Source organism: Streptomyces sp. NPDC043861 (assembly GCF_056435905.1).
On record NZ_JBWKDP010000006.1, the window covers coordinates 275,630 to 288,234 of the forward strand.

General features: G+C 70.6%; 11 protein-coding genes and 1 pseudogene. 7 read left to right on the top strand and 5 right to left on the bottom strand.

The window, feature by feature from the left end:
• The 3 genes from AC068D_RS17070 to AC068D_RS17080 form a co-directional block, all read right to left on the bottom strand.
• Positions 1–1,445 (bottom strand): NADH-quinone oxidoreductase subunit C (locus AC068D_RS17070; protein ID WP_478823810.1); only part of this gene is annotated, 1,445 nt, incomplete at its 3' end.
• Positions 1,442–2,047: an NADH-quinone oxidoreductase subunit B gene (locus tag AC068D_RS17075; RefSeq protein WP_478823811.1), complete on the bottom strand. Its 606-nt coding sequence runs from the start codon at positions 2,045–2,047 to the stop codon at positions 1,442–1,444. The genes AC068D_RS17075 and AC068D_RS17070, both read right to left, overlap by 4 nt.
• On the bottom strand, positions 2,038–2,439 hold the full coding sequence (locus AC068D_RS17080) for an NADH-quinone oxidoreductase subunit A (protein ID WP_478823812.1): 402 nt from the start codon (positions 2,437–2,439) through the stop codon (positions 2,038–2,040). The genes AC068D_RS17075 and AC068D_RS17080 overlap by 10 nt, the downstream gene beginning before the upstream one ends.
• A 281-nt stretch (positions 2,440–2,720) precedes the next feature.
• On the opposite strand from AC068D_RS17080, the gene AC068D_RS17085 reads away from it, so the two are divergent.
• From AC068D_RS17085 to rarD, 6 genes are all read left to right on the top strand, one after another.
• Positions 2,721–3,962: a sensor histidine kinase gene (locus tag AC068D_RS17085; protein ID WP_478823813.1), complete on the top strand. Its 1,242-nt coding sequence runs from the start codon at positions 2,721–2,723 to the stop codon at positions 3,960–3,962.
• A gap of 297 nt (positions 3,963–4,259) precedes the next feature.
• Positions 4,260–5,576, top strand: coding sequence for a sensor histidine kinase (locus tag AC068D_RS17090; RefSeq protein WP_478823814.1), 1,317 nt, complete (start codon positions 4,260–4,262; stop codon positions 5,574–5,576).
• Between the two features lie 261 nt (positions 5,577–5,837).
• Entirely contained in the window at positions 5,838–6,497 is a 660-nt protein-coding gene (locus tag AC068D_RS17095) for a response regulator (protein ID WP_478823922.1), read from the top strand.
• A 237-nt stretch (positions 6,498–6,734) separates the two neighbouring features.
• Positions 6,735–8,681 (top strand): 2-oxoacid:acceptor oxidoreductase subunit alpha, encoded by a 1,947-nt coding sequence (locus AC068D_RS17100; protein ID WP_478823815.1) that lies wholly within the window; start codon positions 6,735–6,737, stop codon positions 8,679–8,681.
• Positions 8,674–9,735: a 2-oxoacid:ferredoxin oxidoreductase subunit beta gene (locus AC068D_RS17105; protein ID WP_478823816.1), complete on the top strand. Its 1,062-nt coding sequence runs from the start codon at positions 8,674–8,676 to the stop codon at positions 9,733–9,735. Before AC068D_RS17100 ends, AC068D_RS17105 begins: the two co-directional genes overlap by 8 nt.
• Positions 9,736–9,947: 212 nt before the next feature.
• Positions 9,948–10,967, top strand: coding sequence for an EamA family transporter RarD (gene rarD / locus AC068D_RS17110; protein WP_478823817.1), 1,020 nt, complete (start codon positions 9,948–9,950; stop codon positions 10,965–10,967).
• Between the two features lie 28 nt (positions 10,968–10,995).
• Here the strand turns inward: rarD and AC068D_RS17115 are convergent, their stop codons facing one another.
• Both AC068D_RS17115 and AC068D_RS17120 read right to left on the bottom strand, forming a co-directional pair.
• Positions 10,996–11,388 carry an SRPBCC family protein gene (locus tag AC068D_RS17115; protein WP_478823923.1) on the bottom strand — a complete coding sequence of 131 codons (393 nt, stop codon included), beginning with the start codon at positions 11,386–11,388 and terminating at the stop codon, positions 10,996–10,998.
• Between the two features lie 6 nt (positions 11,389–11,394).
• Positions 11,395–12,009: pseudogene (locus AC068D_RS17120) on the bottom strand (CGNR zinc finger domain-containing protein); the annotation flags it as partial.
• Positions 12,010–12,046: 37 nt separating this feature from the next.
• On the opposite strand from AC068D_RS17120, the gene AC068D_RS17125 reads away from it, so the two are divergent.
• Positions 12,047–12,496 (top strand): VOC family protein, encoded by a 450-nt coding sequence (locus tag AC068D_RS17125; RefSeq protein WP_478823818.1) that lies wholly within the window; start codon positions 12,047–12,049, stop codon positions 12,494–12,496.
• The last annotated feature ends 109 nt before the right edge of the window (positions 12,497–12,605 follow it).

Consider the following 12,605-nt stretch of genomic DNA (forward strand, 5'->3'; position numbering starts at 1 on the left):
GAACCGGGCTCACGTCCGGCCTCGCTGCCGCGATCCGAACCGGGCTCACGCTCGGTCTCGCTGCCGCGATCCGAACCGGGCTCACGTCCGGCCTCGCTGCCGCGATCCGAACCGGGCTCACGCTCGGTCTCGCTGCCGCGATCCGAACCGGGCTCACGTCCGGCCTCGGGCGCGGGTTGCGCCGGATCCGCCGGCCCTGCAGGGCCCTCGTGTTCCGGGGTGGGCCCAGGTGCCTCCGGCTGGGGTCCGGCCGGAGGCTTCGGCTGCGGTTCGGGCTGGGCCTCGGGCACGGCGTCGTCGAACGCCGGGCGGGCGTGATGCCAGGGCGCATCGGCGCTACGGGGCCGCGGACGGGACTGCGACGTTGCACCCTCCGGCGTGGCGGTCGCCTCGGGTTCCGTAGACGCCTCCGGTCCGGCTGCCTCCGGTCCGGCGGTCGCCACGGGTCCACCCGCCTCGGGTCCCGCGGGCGCCTCGGGTCCCGCGGTCGTCTCGGGACCGTCCGCCGTCTCGGGTCCAGCGGTCGTCTCCGCGCGCTGCGTCGCCGAGTCTTCGCTCGCGCTGCGCGCGCGACGGGGCGTCGCAGCGGACGTCCCGGCGGCGGGCGGCTTGCCCTCCGACGGCGAGGCATCCGGCGCGCCCGCGGCGGAGGCGTCGGCCGTCGGCTGCTCGGAGACCGCCGGGCGCGGGCCGGCAGAGCCGCCGGACGCGGTACCGGCGCGGCGGGCCGGAGGAGTCGGGGTTGCGGGGGTCTCTGGGGTCTGGCTCGCCGAGCCCTCCGTCACGCTGCGGGTACGCCGCGGCGGACGCTCCCCCGCGGCGCGCGGGGTGCGCGCGGGGCGGGCGGGGGCCGGGGGAAGCTGACCCTTGAGGGGACCCCACTCGTTCGGGTCGGGGACACCGGGCGGGAGCATCTGGCGGCGCTTCGGCCCGCCGTGATCGCCTGCCGCGGACTCCCCCGGCTCCTTCGCACCCGGCCATGCCTTGGCGACCCGTGCCGCCAGGACGAAGTCCTTGCGCAGCGGGTGGCCCTCGAAGCTCTCCGGGAGCAGCAGCGGAACGAGGTGCGGGTGGCCGGTGAAGGTGACGCCGAACATCTCGTACGTCTCGCGCTCGTGCCACGCCGCTCCCGCATAGACGCCGACGGCCGTGGGAAGGGCGGGGGCGTCGTGCGGGACCGTCGTGCGGAGCAGAAGCCGATGGACCGTGTGTCCCCCGGGTCCGGACCCCAGTGCCACGACATGGGCGCAGACACGGAAGCCGGTGCCGGGTTCGTCGACGGCGCTCAGCCAGTCGAAGTAGGTGCAGCCGAGCTCGTCACGGGCGGTACGCAGCGCATCGAGCCAGCGGGCCGGCGGCACGTCCACCGTCAGCACGTCGTACGCCGCCTCGGCGGTGGCGTCCGGTCCGAAGCGCTCGGCGACCTCGGCCTCGAAGGCGGTCACGAGGCGGCTCCCGGGGCGGGAGGCGGGGTGACCAGACCGCTGCGGAGCTCACCGACGGAAGCCCGGCCCGGGGCGGAGCCGTAGCGTTCGGCCAGCGACTCGCGTGCGATCTTCTCCTGGAGCTTGAGGATGCCCTGGAGCAGCGCCTCGGGCCGCGGCGGGCAACCGGGGACGTACACATCGACGGGGATGATCTGGTCGACGCCCTTGGTCACCGAGTACGAGTCCCAGTAGGGGCCGCCGCAGTTGGAGCAGGCTCCGAAGGAGATGACGTACTTGGGCTCGGGCATCTGCTCGTACAGCCGCTTCACCGCGGGCGCCATCTTGTCGGTCACCGTTCCGGAGACGACCATCAGATCGGCCTGGCGCGGTCCGGGCGCGAAGGGGATCACACCGAGCCGGATGAAGTCGTGCCGGGCCATCGACGCGGCGATGAACTCGATGGCGCAGCAGGCGAGCCCGAAGTTGAAGACCCAGAGGCTGTAGCGGCGGCCCCAGTTCAGGACCACCTTCATCGGCTCGGGCGCGAGCCGGGCGAGGGCGCCCAGCCGCTTCGGCTCCGGAAGCAGCACGGGCTCGGGGGTCTGCGGGGTCACGTCCATGCGAGGACGCCCTTCTTCCATGCGTAGAGCAGTCCCACGGCCAGGAAGCCGAGGAAGATGAACATCTCCACGAGCGTCGTCGCTCCGTATCCCGCCTCGGCGAAGACCGTCGCCCACGGGAACAGGAAGATCGAGTCGACGGCGAAGATCACGTAGAGGAAGGCGTACACGTAGTAGCGGACCTGGGTGTGGGCCCAGCCCTCACCCACGGGGTCGACTCCGCATTCGTACGTGAGCAGCTTCTCGGGAGTCGGTACGACCGGCCGCAGCAGACGGCCCGCGCCGAAGGCCACCGCGACGAAGAGGACTCCGATCACGGCGAGCAGCCCGACGACCGAGTAGCTCTGGAAGTAGTCGGCCGCGAGTACGGTCGGTTCGGTGGGTTCCGGCACGTCCGTCCCTCGCTCCCTGCCCCTGTCCGACGATTCAGTCAGTCGATCCGGTTCGACGGTTCGACGGTTCGACGCTCTGGTTCGACGATCCTTCGTCAGTCGATCCGGTTCGACGGTTCGACGATCCTTTCGCACGGGAGTCTAGGCCCTGCTAAGGGCACGGTAAGCAGCTGTGTCACGCCTTGGTCGGGACGGACTGCCCGATGGGTGGGGATATCCCTACTTCGCCCCACCCAGATACCCCATGGCGTGCACAGAGGGGACCCGGCAGGCTGGGGCCCATGACCATGACCAGCAAGGCCGGTGCCGACGAGCACGATGGCCCGCCGCCCGCCCGTTTCGCGTACGACAGGCACACCTGGAGGGAGATCGCGTATCTCCTCTCCGGCCTGCCGTTGACGCTACTCGGATTTGTTTACACGGTGTTCATGGTCGCGGTCGGCGCGGGTCTCTCCGTCACGGTCATCGGTCTGCCTCTCCTCGCCGGCGGTCTCGCCGGGTCCCGGCTGCTCGGGAAGTGGGAGAGGGCGCGGGCGCGGGGGCTGCTGGGTGTACGGGTGGACGAGCCGAGCCGTCTCCCCCACCGGCCCGACGACACCCTCTTCACCCGGGTGTGGACGGGGTTGAAGGACCCGGTGGCCTGGCGCTCCGTGCTGTACGAGGTGATACGGCTGCCGTGGGGCGTGCTCGGTTTCGTCGTCACCCTGGTGGGACTGCTCGTGCTGTGGCCGGTACTGCCGTATGTGGCACGGGGCATGACCAACGTCGACCGGGCGCTGGTCCGCGGACTGCTCTCGCCCTCCGACGAACTGGAGCGGCGGATCGCGGAGCTCGAGTCGGACCGGGGGGTGGTCGTGGACACCGCGGCCGCCGACCTGCGGCGCATCGAGCGCGATCTCCACGACGGGGCGCAGGCCCGGCTGGTCGCACTCGCCATGGGGCTCGGCCTGGCCAAGGAGAAGCTGCTGGAGGACCCGGACGCGGCGGCGGCCATGGTCGACGAGGCCCATGGCGAGGTGAAGCTGGCGCTGCAGGAGCTGCGGGACCTCGCCCGGGGCATCCACCCGGCCGTCCTCACGGACCGGGGCCTGGACGCCGCCCTGTCCGCCGTCGCCTCCCGGTGCACCGTGCCCGTCCAGGTCTCCGTGGATCTTCGGGAGCGCCCGGCCGAGGCGATCGAGGGCATCGCGTACTTCACCGTCTCCGAGCTGCTGCAGAACGTCAGCAAGCACGCACGGGCCGCACGGGCGTCGGTGGAGGTGTGGCGGAAGGCGGACCGGCTGCTGATCCAGGTGCGGGACGACGGGCAGGGCGGGGCCTCGCTCGGTGGCGGTACGGGTATGGCCGGGCTCGCGGAGCGGCTCGGGGCGGTGGACGGGCTGTTCGTCGTGGACTCCCCGGACGGTGGCCCGACACTGGTCACGGCAGAACTGCCGTGGCGGGACCGGGCACCCGTGGGACCCGGGACGGCCGCGAAGGCGGGTGTCCGTCCGCCCGGCCGCCAGGACGTCTCCGCGCCGTAGCGCCGTCGCCCGCAGGGGCCCTGGCCGCGTCGCCCGGCCCGTGCGGTCGCACGGGCCGGGCGACGCACTCGTACCAGGACGCACTCGGGCGGGCCCGGCCGCGCCGCGCCCGGACACCCGCATACCCGCCCGTCGACGTGGATCCGGGTCTCCGCCGCGGGTGGGGATAACCCCCGGCCCAAGAGGGATACCGCCCATATGGTCCCCGGCCGGCGTCCTGAGCAGCATGGGGGACAGCGAATCACCCGGTGCGTCACAGCGGGGCGAGCCGATGACGAGAAGAAACGGACGACGACCATGGCCACGGTATTCCGCGCAGAACCGGAGACCCGGATCTTCCGCCTTCCCCCTGCACTGCGCGCGCCGTTCGAGGCGCGCACCTGGCGCGAATTCGGCTATCTCGTACTGAGCCTGCCGCTCAGCATCGTGTTCTTCGCTCTCGCCGTCTCCCTGACGGCGACGGGCATCGGCCTGCTGGTCACCTTCCTCGGCATTCCGCTGCTGGCCGGAGCGCTGGCCATGTGCCGCGGCTTCGGCACGCTGGAGCGGTTCCGGGCCGGCGCACTACTGCGCCTCGACGTCGCCGCTCCCGCTCCTGTCAGGCCCCGGACGGGCGGGGCCATGTCATGGGTGGGCGCGACCCTGAAGAGCGGGGTTTCGTGGCGGCATCTGCTCTACGCGCTGCTGCATCTGCCCTGGGCGGTGTTCTCGTTCTGCGTCGCGGTCCCCCTCTGGACGATGGCCTGGAGCCTCGCGACGTATCCGCTCTGGCACTGGGTGTTCCCGATGTACGCGGGCCAGGACGGGCTCCAGCTGTACGGGGACGGGACGCGCAACTTCTACCTCGACTCGCCCTTCGAGCTGGGCGCGACCTGCGCGATAGGCCTGCTGCTGATGATGACGACCCCGTGGATCGTGCGGGGACTCGTCACCGTCGACTGTCTGCTGGTCACGGGGCTGCTGGGCGCGTCCAGGCTGGAGGGCCGCGTGGTGGAACTGGAATCCGACCGGGGGGTGGTCGTGGACACGGCAGCTGCCGATCTGCGGCGCATCGAGCGCGATCTGCACGACGGGGCGCAGGCCCGGCTGGTCGCACTCGCCATGGATCTCGGTCTGGCCAAGGAGAAGCTGCAGGAGGACCCCGAGCAGGCCGCGCGCATGGTGGAGGAGGCGCACGGAGAGGTGAAGACGGCGCTCCAGGAGCTGCGGGACCTCGCCCGGGGCATCCACCCGGCCGTCCTCACCGACCGCGGTCTGGATGCGGCCCTCTCGGCCGTGGCCTCCCGCTGCACCGTTCCGGTCCAGGTGGAGGTCGATCTGCCGGGCCGCCCTGTTCCGGCTATCGAGGGCATTGCGTACTTCACGGTCTGCGAGCTGCTGCAGAACATCAGCAAGCACGCGCAGGCGCGCCAGGGATCCGTCGACGTGTGGCGGGCCAAGGAGCGACTGATGCTTCAGGTCAGGGACGACGGGCGGGGCGGTGCGGATGTGTCGGCGGGCAGCGGACTGGCCGGGCTGGCCGAGCGGCTCGAAGCGGTGGACGGGGTTCTCGTCGTGAACTCACCGGTGGGAGGGCCGACCGTGGTGACGGCGGAACTGCCCTGGCGCGTATGACGCGGGCGCGGGATCCACAGCCCGAGTGCCGGACGCCGAGCGTCCGGCACTCGGGCTGGGCGTCGGCCCGGCCCTTGCGGCATCGGGGTCCGTGGCAGCCCGGACGCGCCGTACAGCGGCCGCCACGCAGCGGGACCGGTGCTGCGGCACGCCGGATCGGATGAGGGGTGTTGAGCACGTACGCGCCCGGATGCTGGGATGCTGGAGGGGCAGGGGTGGACGCATTTCGACATATGGGGGCTGCAGGTCGTGGAGGACAGGGTGCGGGTGGTCATCGCCGAGGATTCCGTACTGCTTCGGGAAGGCCTGACACGCCTGCTGACCGACCGGGGCCACGAGGTGGTCGCGGGCGTGGGGGACGGGGACGCGCTGATCAAGACGGTCGGGGACCTCGCGGCGAAGGAGCAGCTGCCCGACGTCGTGGTCGCCGATGTGCGGATGCCGCCCACGCACACCGACGAGGGTGTCCGCGCGGCCGTACGGCTGCGCCGCGACCATCCCGGGGTCGGGGTCCTGGTGCTGTCGCAGTACGTCGAGGAGCGGTACGCGACGGAGCTGCTGGCCGGGAGCAGCCGGGGCGTGGGCTATCTGCTGAAGGACCGGGTCGCGGAGGTCCGCGAATTCGTGGACGCCGTCGTGCGGGTGGCCCGGGGCGGCACCGCGCTGGACCCGGAGGTGGTGGCGCAGCTGCTGGGCCGGAGCCGCAAGCAGGACGTCCTGGCCGGGCTGACGCCGCGGGAGCGGGAGGTCCTCGGCCTGATGGCGGAGGGACGGACGAACTCGGCGGTCGCGAAGCAGCTGGTCGTGAGCGACGGAGCGGTGGAGAAGCACGTGAGCAACATCTTCCTGAAGCTCGGGCTGCCCCCCAGCGACGGGGACCACCGGCGTGTACTGGCCGTATTGACCTATCTCAACTCCTGAGCACCTGACACTCTGTCAGATACATCGGACGCGGCAACCAGTGGACGGACAGGGAGCGTCCTTGGAAGAGGACCCGGGGGGCAAACAGAACATGGCAAGCCAGGGCACAGAGGCGTCTCAGAATGACGTCCAGCATATGAGCGGTCCAGGGAAGGCCACCCTTAGCGACGTAGGGTTGGCCTTGGAGCGACCGGTGAGCCGGCCGCAGCCCAGCCGCCTCGAAGGAGGTCCAGTTCAGTGACCAGCCAGGTCAGTAGTCCAGCCGAGCACGCAGACGAGGCAGACGACGCCGGTGAGGCCGTCGTCGGGGGACAGCGCAGGCCCCCCGGCGACAAGGAGGTCCGCCACCTGGACCGTGTGATCATCCGGTTCGCCGGTGACTCCGGTGACGGTATGCAGCTGACAGGTGACCGGTTCACGTCGGAGACGGCGACTTTCGGCAACGACCTGTCGACTCTCCCGAACTTCCCGGCCGAGATCCGCGCGCCCGCAGGCACCCTGCCGGGTGTCTCCTCGTTCCAGCTGCACTTCGCCGACCACGACATCCTCACCCCCGGTGACGCGCCGAACGTCCTGGTCGCGATGAACCCTGCGGCACTCAAGGCGAACATCGACGACGTGCCCCGCGGCGGGGAGATCATCGTCAACACGGATGAATTCGCCAAGCGCGCCATGGCCAAGGTCGGCTACGCCACCAGCCCGCTCGAGGACGGCTCACTCGACGGCTACAACGTCCACCCGGTCCCCCTGACGACGCTCACCGTCGAGGCACTGAAGGAGTTCGGGCTCTCCCGCAAGGAGGCCGAGCGCTCCAAGAACATGTTCGCGCTGGGCCTGCTGAGCTGGATGTACCACCGGCCCACCGAGGGCACCGAGAAGTTCCTGCGCACCAAGTTCGCCAAGAAGCCGGAGATCGCCGAGGCCAATGTGGCGGCCTTCCGGGCCGGCTGGAACTTCGGCGAGACCACCGAGGACTTCGCGGTCTCCTACGAGGTCGCCCCGGCCTCCCAGGCCTTCCCGACGGGCACGTATCGCAACATCTCCGGGAATCTGGCACTGTCCTACGGCCTGGTCGCCGCGTCCCGGCAGGCGGACCTGCCGCTCTACCTGGGCTCGTACCCCATCACCCCGGCGTCGGACATCCTGCACGAGCTGTCCAAGCACAAGAACTTCGGTGTGCGGACGTTCCAGGCCGAGGACGAGATCGCGGGCATCGGTGCGGCGCTCGGCGCGGCCTTCGGCGGCTCGCTGGCCGTGACCACCACCTCGGGTCCCGGTGTGGCACTGAAGTCCGAGACGATCGGCCTGGCGGTCTCCCTGGAGCTGCCACTGTTGATCGTGGACATTCAGCGCGGCGGCCCGTCGACCGGTCTGCCCACCAAGACCGAGCAGGCCGATCTGCTCCAGGCGATGTACGGACGCAACGGCGAGGCACCGGTCCCGATCGTGGCTCCGAGGACGCCCGCGGACTGCTTCGACGCGGCCCTGGAGGCGGCGCGGATCGCGCTGACGTACCGCACCCCGGTCTTCCTGCTGTCCGACGGCTATCTGGCCAACGGCAGCGAGCCGTGGCGGATCCCGGACGTGGACGACCTTCCCGATCTCCGGGTGCAGTTCGCCACCGGCCCCAACCACACCACCGACGACGGCACCGAGGTCTTCTGGCCCTACAAGAGGGATCCGCAGACACTGGCCCGTCCCTGGGCCGTGCCGGGCACCCCCGGGCTGGAGCACCGGGTCGGCGGCATCGAGAAGCAGGACGGCACGGGCAACATCTCGTACGACCCGGCCAACCACGACTTCATGGTCCGCATCCGGCAGGCCAAGGTCGACGGCATCGAGGTGCCCGACGTGGAGGTCGACGACCCCGACGGCGCCCGTACGCTCGTGCTCGGCTGGGGATCGACGTACGGGCCGATCACGGCCGCGGTACGGCGGCTGCGGAGCGCCGGCCGGCCCATCGCCCAGGCCCATCTGCGCCATCTGAACCCGTTCCCGAGGAATCTCGGCGACGTTCTCCAGCGTTACGACAAGGTAGTGGTTCCGGAGATGAACCTCGGCCAGCTCGCCTCCCTGATCCGGGCGAGATACCTGGTCGACGCCCACTCCTACAACCAGGTCAACGGCATGCCGTTCAAGGCCGAGCAGCTGGCCAAGGCTCTCGAGGAGGCCATCAATGACTGAGACAGCGTCCACTCTGCTGTCCCTGGTTCCGAAGGCCGAGGCCAAGCAGTCCATGAAGGACTTCAAGTCGGACCAGGAGGTCCGGTGGTGTCCCGGCTGCGGTGACTACGCGATCCTCGCCGCCGTGCAGGGCTTCATGCCCGAGCTCGGCCTGGCGAAGGAGAACATCGTCTTCGTCTCGGGCATCGGCTGCTCCTCCCGCTTCCCGTACTACATGAACACCTATGGGATGCACTCGATCCACGGCCGTGCGCCCGCCATCGCGACCGGGCTCGCCTCGTCGCGCCGCGACCTGAGCGTCTGGGTCGTCACCGGGGACGGCGACGCCCTCTCCATCGGCGGAAACCACCTGATCCACGCCCTGCGCCGCAACGTCAACCTGAAGATCCTGCTCTTCAACAACCGGATCTACGGTCTGACCAAGGGCCAGTACAGCCCCACGTCCGAGGTCGGCAAGATCACCAAGTCGACCCCGATGGGCTCGCTCGACGCACCCTTCAACCCGGTGTCGCTGGCGATCGGCGCCGAGGCCTCCTTCGTGGCCCGCACGGTCGATTCCGACCGCAAGCACCTGACCGAGGTGCTGCGTGCTGCCGCCGACCACCCGGGCACGGCACTCGTGGAGATCTACCAGAACTGCAACATCTTCAACGACGGCGCCTTCGAGGTCCTCAAGGACAAGCAGAAGGCCGAGGAGGCGGTGATCCGGCTGGAACACGGCCGGCCGATCCGCTTCGGCACCGACCAGGAGAAGGGCGTCGTCCGTGACACGGCCACGGGCGATCTGAAGGTCGTCGCGGTCACGCCCGAGAACGAGTCGCAGATCCTGGTCCACGACGCGCGCAGCGCCAGCCCGACCACGGCATTCGCACTGTCGCGCCTGGCCGACCCGGACACGCTGCACCACACGCCCATCGGCGTGTTCCGCAGCGTCGAACGGCCTGTGTACGACACCCAGATGTCGGACCAGCTCGACGCCGCCATCGAGCAGAACGGAAAGGGCGACCTGTCCGCACTGCTCTCCGGGAACGACACCTGGACGGTCGTCGGCTGAGGGACAGCCCAAGAGGAATCACTGTCAGGGGCGCCGGTCCGGGACCGGCGCCCCTGACAGCGTTCCGGGCCCCGCGTCGCCGGGTGTTCCTCACTGCTCGCAATTCGCCGGGCCGACGACCGTCATGACCGTATCGCGATACGGACATGACAGCGGCACCGGTCCGGCGATACCTTCGTCGGAACGCCGCCGCGGCAAGGGCAGGAGAACCGGTGAAGGCAGAGAGCGAAGAGCGCACGGGCGTGCAGCGGGCAGGGCTGCTGTACGGCATCGGCGCCTATGGAATGTGGGGCCTGGTCCCGCTCTTCTGGCCGCTGTTGAAGCCGGCCGACGCCGTCGAGATCCTCGCCCACCGCATGGTCTGGTCGCTTGCCGTCGTGGCCGTCGCACTGCTGGCCCTGCGGCGCTGGGGCTGGATACGCGCCCTGCTGCAGGAACCGCGCAAGCTCGGCCTGATCGCCGTGGGCGCAGCAGTGATCACCGTCAACTGGGGCGTGTACATCTGGGCCGTCAACGCGGGCCAGGTGGTCGAGGCGTCGCTCGGCTACTTCATCAATCCGCTGGTCACCATCGCGATGGGCGTACTGCTGCTCAAGGAGCGGCTGCGTCCCGCGCAGTGGGCGGCGGTCGGCATCGGCTTCGCCGCGGTGCTGGTGCTGGCGGTCGGCTACGGCAGACCGCCGTGGATCTCGCTGACGCTGGCCTTCTCGTTCGCGACGTACGGACTGATCAAGAAGAAGATCAACATCGGTGGCCTGGAGTCCCTGGCCGCGGAGACGGCCGTGCAGTTCCTGCCCGCCCTCGGCTATCTGCTGTGGCTGGGGTCCCACGGCTCGGCCACCTTCGGCAACGAGGGCGCGGGCCACGCGGCCCTGCTCGCGGCCACGGGCGTGGTCACCGCCGCGCCGCTGGTCTGCTTCGGGGCCGCGGCCATCCGGGTGCCACTGTCGACGCTGGGGCTGCTGCAGTATCTGGCGCCCGTCTTCCAGTTCATGCTGGGCGTCGTCTACTTCCACGAGGCCATGCCCGCCGAGCGGTGGGCCGGCTTCTCCCTGGTGTGGCTGGCCCTGACCGTCCTGACCTGGGACGCCCTGCGCACGGCGCGCCGCAGCAGGGCGCAGGCCCTGCGGCTCGCGGCGGCAGCGGAACGCATCAAGGGCGGGGACGCACAGGCCGGCGCGGGAGCCGACTCCGCCCCGGAGCCGTCCCCGCGAGAGACCGCAGCGAGCTGAACGAGGCCGGACGGGAACAACCGGCCTCTCAGGAAACGCCGAGCGCCGTCCGCACCGCGGTCATGACCGACTGCCAGTGCGCACGCCGCTGCTCGCGCTCCCCCGCATTCGCCAGGCGTTCCTGATGGAACCGGAGCACCGTCTTCCCGGGCCCGGAGGCGGAGACGGCGACCTGGACGGTCGTCGTCCCATGAGTGAGCCGGATCCGGTCGCCCGGCCGGAAGCTGCGCACCTCACCGGTGATGCCGGCGTCCGTCTCGTACGACTCACCCTTCTCACGCGGCAGTTCACCGCGCACCCCCAGCCAGAGCGCCGCACCCTCGCTGCTCGTGAGGAAGTCCCAGACGGCGTCGGCCGGAAGCGGAAGAGTCCTCGACACGCCGATCTGCCAGCCGGCGCCCTGCGTCAGTCCCGTGGGCATCTTCCCGTCTCCTTCGAAGTTGCGGGCCCGGTGGGCCCGGACCTTGTGACGGTTGCCGCAGCGCTCCATCGAGCACCAGCGACGGCGCCCGGGGCGCGAGGTGTCGACGAAGAGCAGACCACAGTCGTGAGCCCCGCACTCGCGGATGCGGGCGGCGTACGGGCCGGTGAGCAGGTCGACGGCGTCGCGGGCGACGGTCGACAGGAGCTGGGTGCCGGTCGCGCCGGGAGCCCAGGCCCGGGACCCGTCGGCTGCGATCCCGGCGACGAGGGGCGGGGTGGCCGCCGCCTCGTTGAGGACGGCCAGGTCCTCCGGGGCTGCGGGACGGCCCTGGGCGCAGGCACCGGCCAGCCCCCACAGTGCATCCCTCAGCTCGCGGGCCGCCCGGGTCTCCCCCTGGTCGACGGTGAGCCGAATCCCCGGGGCGAGCCGGCTCTGCCCAGCCCAGCGCACCAGCGCATCGGGGCCGTTCAGCACTTCGTGGCGCGCAAGGGCGCCAGGACCGCCGGTGGGCAGCAGTTCGAGGCAGAGCGCGCCCGGGTCGAAGCGGAATGCCGTGCCCTCCGGGGTGTGCAACGTCAGCCCCGGTACCTGCACACGGGTCGTTTCGGGCGAGTCGATTGCCGTCCGGTTCACGTAACCACTATAAGTGGTTTTTATGACCCTGCACTGGAAGCTTGTGATCGACGCGACCGACCCGCTCGCCCAGGCCGACTTCTGGGCCGAAGCGCTCGGGTACGCACCCGAGGACAACAGCGCGCTGATCGAGCGGCTGCTCGGCTCCGGAGCCGTACCGCCCGAGGTGACGGTGGAACGGCACGGCCGTCGCGCATGGCGTGATCTCGCCGCCGTCCGGCATCCGGACGACCCCTACGAGGAGGAGACCGGCATCGGCCTCGGCAGGCGGTTGCTGTTCCAGCGGGTTCCCGAGGCGAAGACGGTCAAGAACCGGCTCCATCTCGACCTGCACGCGGAGGCGGGGCAACGGGACGCGGAGGTGGCCCGGCTGGAGGGGCTGGGCGCGACGGCGCTGCGTCATGTGAAGGAACCGGGCGGGGATTGGTGCGTCATGCAGGACCCCGAGGGCAACGAATTCTGCGTGCAGTAGGCACGGCACCTCGCGTACGGAGCCCCTTGCACGGCGTTCGTTAACCGAACCCGACTGACCGGTTTCCGCCCTTGACGGTCAGTCAACGTCTCGCTGAACATTCACCACA

What these genes read in the sequence shown, in the direction of transcription:
- AC068D_RS17075 (WP_478823811.1), bottom strand. Translation starts at nt 2,047, where the DNA reads ATGGACGTGACCCCGCAGACCCCCGAGCCCGTGCTGCTTCCGGAGCCG.
- AC068D_RS17085 (WP_478823813.1), top strand. Translation starts at nt 2,721, where the DNA reads ATGACCATGACCAGCAAGGCCGGTGCCGACGAGCACGATGGCCCGCCG.
- AC068D_RS17090 (WP_478823814.1), top strand. Translation starts at nt 4,260, where the DNA reads ATGGCCACGGTATTCCGCGCAGAACCGGAGACCCGGATCTTCCGCCTT.
- AC068D_RS17105 (WP_478823816.1), top strand. Translation starts at nt 8,674, where the DNA reads ATGACTGAGACAGCGTCCACTCTGCTGTCCCTGGTTCCGAAGGCCGAG.
- AC068D_RS17115 (WP_478823923.1), bottom strand. Translation starts at nt 11,388, where the DNA reads ATGCCCACGGGACTGACGCAGGGCGCCGGCTGGCAGATCGGCGTGTCG.
- AC068D_RS17125 (WP_478823818.1), top strand. Translation starts at nt 12,047, where the DNA reads ATGACCCTGCACTGGAAGCTTGTGATCGACGCGACCGACCCGCTCGCC.